Raw genomic sequence first — 2,797 nt, 5'->3', positions numbered from 1 at the left:
ACAATCCCATTTTACTCCTCCTGTTCATTTGCGATGTTTTTCTTTATATATTTTAATATAGGCTCTTCCTTTTTGCATATTAAAAACCATCATTTTCCCTGTCCAATTCCCCCAGCAGGCTCTTTGCCTTCTTTACCGCCATTGACTTGGCAGTGCTGTTGGCGATTTCGGAAAGCCCCTTCCAGATTCCATCATCCGCCGGAATGTATCCCCGCTTTACCGCCTCCCTCAAATAGCCTGCATAGTATATAGCAATATCAAGAACCCGATTGACCCAGACCGGCGGTTTCTTCTCCTCCAGTGTTCTTGCCCCGGCATGGGAAATGCACTCGCTTAGCATGACCCAAAAGACACTCAGGAGTTCATTTTCCTTCTCGATGATCCGTATCAGCTTAGCCGGGCTGATCGCCTCATGAGCCAGGAGCTCTCTTGTGATATCTCGAAGGAGCTCACAGGACAGATCTCCTTCATTTACCAGTCGGCGGACAAGACTCTTTGCCCCGTAAATGCTCTCTCCGTCCTGGGCCAAGCTTGCCAGGGCAATCGTCAATAAGATCTTCGAGTAGGGAGTTGCTCCTCCGTCCAGAGGGCCATTTTTCCCCTTTCGCCAATTTCTGAACTTGCTTACGACAAGTTTTTTTCTGCCGGGATCGTAATGAAGCCATACTTCTCTTCCCTCTCCGGCGGCAACTTCTTCGTCTTTCTTAAGTTCTATGCCTGAGACCTGTCCCTCCTCAGAAATACCGTAGAACCATCCGTAGAGGGTCACCTGATACCGGTAGTCAGAGATATCCGGCAGCTGCAGGTAAAACTGAAAGGCCTTCTCCTTTTTTCTCACCTCCATACTCTTGACGCAAAATGTCACATGATCTTCGATTGGCTCTTTGCCCTCATGCGGAATAGACCAGACTTGCTCGAAGTCCACCGGAGGCAGGAAATCGTCCGGCTCCTCCCCGGATCCTGCAACTGCCCGGATTCCCGTGGCCTTATGGCTCTCCTCTGCCTTTTTACATGCCTCTGCAGCCCCGGCCAGTTCAGCTACAAGAGCATTGCGCCTGTCGATGACCTCCCTGGCATAGCTGACCGCCTTCGATGAGCCCGCCCTGGCAGCCAGTTTCTCAACAGCCCTCATCTCTAAGAGTTCTTGGGGTGCCAGATCTTTTTTTACGGCCAGAACCAGTTCTTCCAACTCATCTCTCAAAAACTTTACGAGCTCGGCTGTGCCTGCCAGCATGCGCGGCGCGGCAAGGGATGCCTCAACCAGGTCACATGCCGCTTGCCAGAGCAGACTTAACAGCCCCTCATTTGCCAGATTCTCCATGGCCAAAGCCAGACTTGCCAAATTGCAGGGCTCGCCCCCGGTCCAGTCCAGATAGGAAGCATCTGCCAACTGAGGCAGAAGAAGACCTCTCTCCCAGGCTTCACGCGTTGCCCGGATCACATCGGCGGCATTTTTCTCCGTCAGATTGCCCCAGACGGCGATCCAATTCATGAGCGCCCCCTTGGGAATCGGCTTTTTTCGCCTTGCTATCTGCCTTAAAATAAGGCCCTGCCCGTGATACACCTCCCACTCCCTGCGCACAGCGGTCAGGGAGAAATCTCCCCGATTGGGGAAGATGGAAAAGAGGTCACTGTAGCTGTAGGAAAAACGATTGGGCAGTAGGCCAAGACTCCGGGGCATGACAAGGTCGATCTTCCAGTAGGGCGTCTTGCCCGGCACAAATGCAGGTTCCACATAGGGATCCTCTAAGTAGGCAGCAATGATTTCTCCCGCCATAACCGCATTTCCCCCGGCATCCTGCAGGATTTCTCCGGAGGGAAGCTGAATATACAGATGCAGAGACTTAAGCCTCTCTATACTTTCTCTCTTCTTCTCCTCTGTCAGAAGTTCCAAATCCAGTCTTGTCAGCGCCAGCTGCAAATCCGGCTCAGAAACATACGGCAAATGCTCCCCCTCATATCGTTCGAGCCTCTCAAGAAGATCCGTCAGATGGATGCTCAGGTCCTCATAGCCCGGTGTACTCAGGATACAGGGCCATTGGTCAATCGTGGCAAACAAGACCGATCTTCTTGCATAGAGAAGTTCTCCGTATTCCATCCTGGATACTTCTCTCTCGCCGTTCCAATCTCTGATCATTCGATCCGGGCAGCTATCATATCCCAGCCCCTTCACCCAGCAGGCCAGAGCCAGAAGACCGCCGGAGCCATCGGTCGGAATCCCGCCAAGACTTATTTTGGCCGCCTGCGGGTTCTCATAGGCAATGCGATTTGCCAGCGCCAAAAATCTCTCGAAGCTGAGATCCTCTACACACTGCCTTCTTGCCGCAATCTCCGCCAGAAGATCTGTCAGCTTCTCAGGGGAAATCTCTCCGATCTCAAAGCTCGGAACCGCCCAGAGTTTTGGTGTCTTTTGCCAAAGCCCTCTCAGTCCCTGCCGATGATCCTCCACTTCGACGCTTAGTCCCCAGGCCTGCTCCAGCTTTGCAGCAAGTCGGGCAATGCCTGAGTCCTCCTGCTGCTTATAAGGTAAAATCCACTCCGCAAATGCCTCCGCTGATGTCGGTTTCTCTCTCTTGAGTGCCGATTGCAGAATCATTTTTTTGACTCTATTCGTCTTTGCGGAAGTACAGGAAATCAATAGGGGGTAGAGGAAATCATCCGAAGCGCTCTCAATGAGAATAGGGGCAAATCTCTCCAGGACAGGCGTTTCTCCAAGACCCAGCAGGGGAAGGATGCTCTCTGCCCGAGACCTGATCTCATCATCCGACAGGCCGATTTGCTCCAGGACATTGACGAA

1 protein-coding gene is annotated in these 2,797 nt (G+C 52.4%); it reads right to left on the bottom strand.

What is annotated here, in order from left to right; genetic code table 11:
- Nucleotides 1–79: 79 nt before the first annotated feature.
- Nucleotides 80–2,797: PRTRC system protein E (locus tag ACO5R6_RS07545; RefSeq protein WP_485626567.1), on the bottom strand; the 2,718-nt coding region annotated here is incomplete at its 5' end.

The sequence above is a fragment of the Shuttleworthella sp. genome, from assembly GCF_057251025.1.
This window is presented reverse-complemented; position numbering and strand designations above follow the sequence as displayed.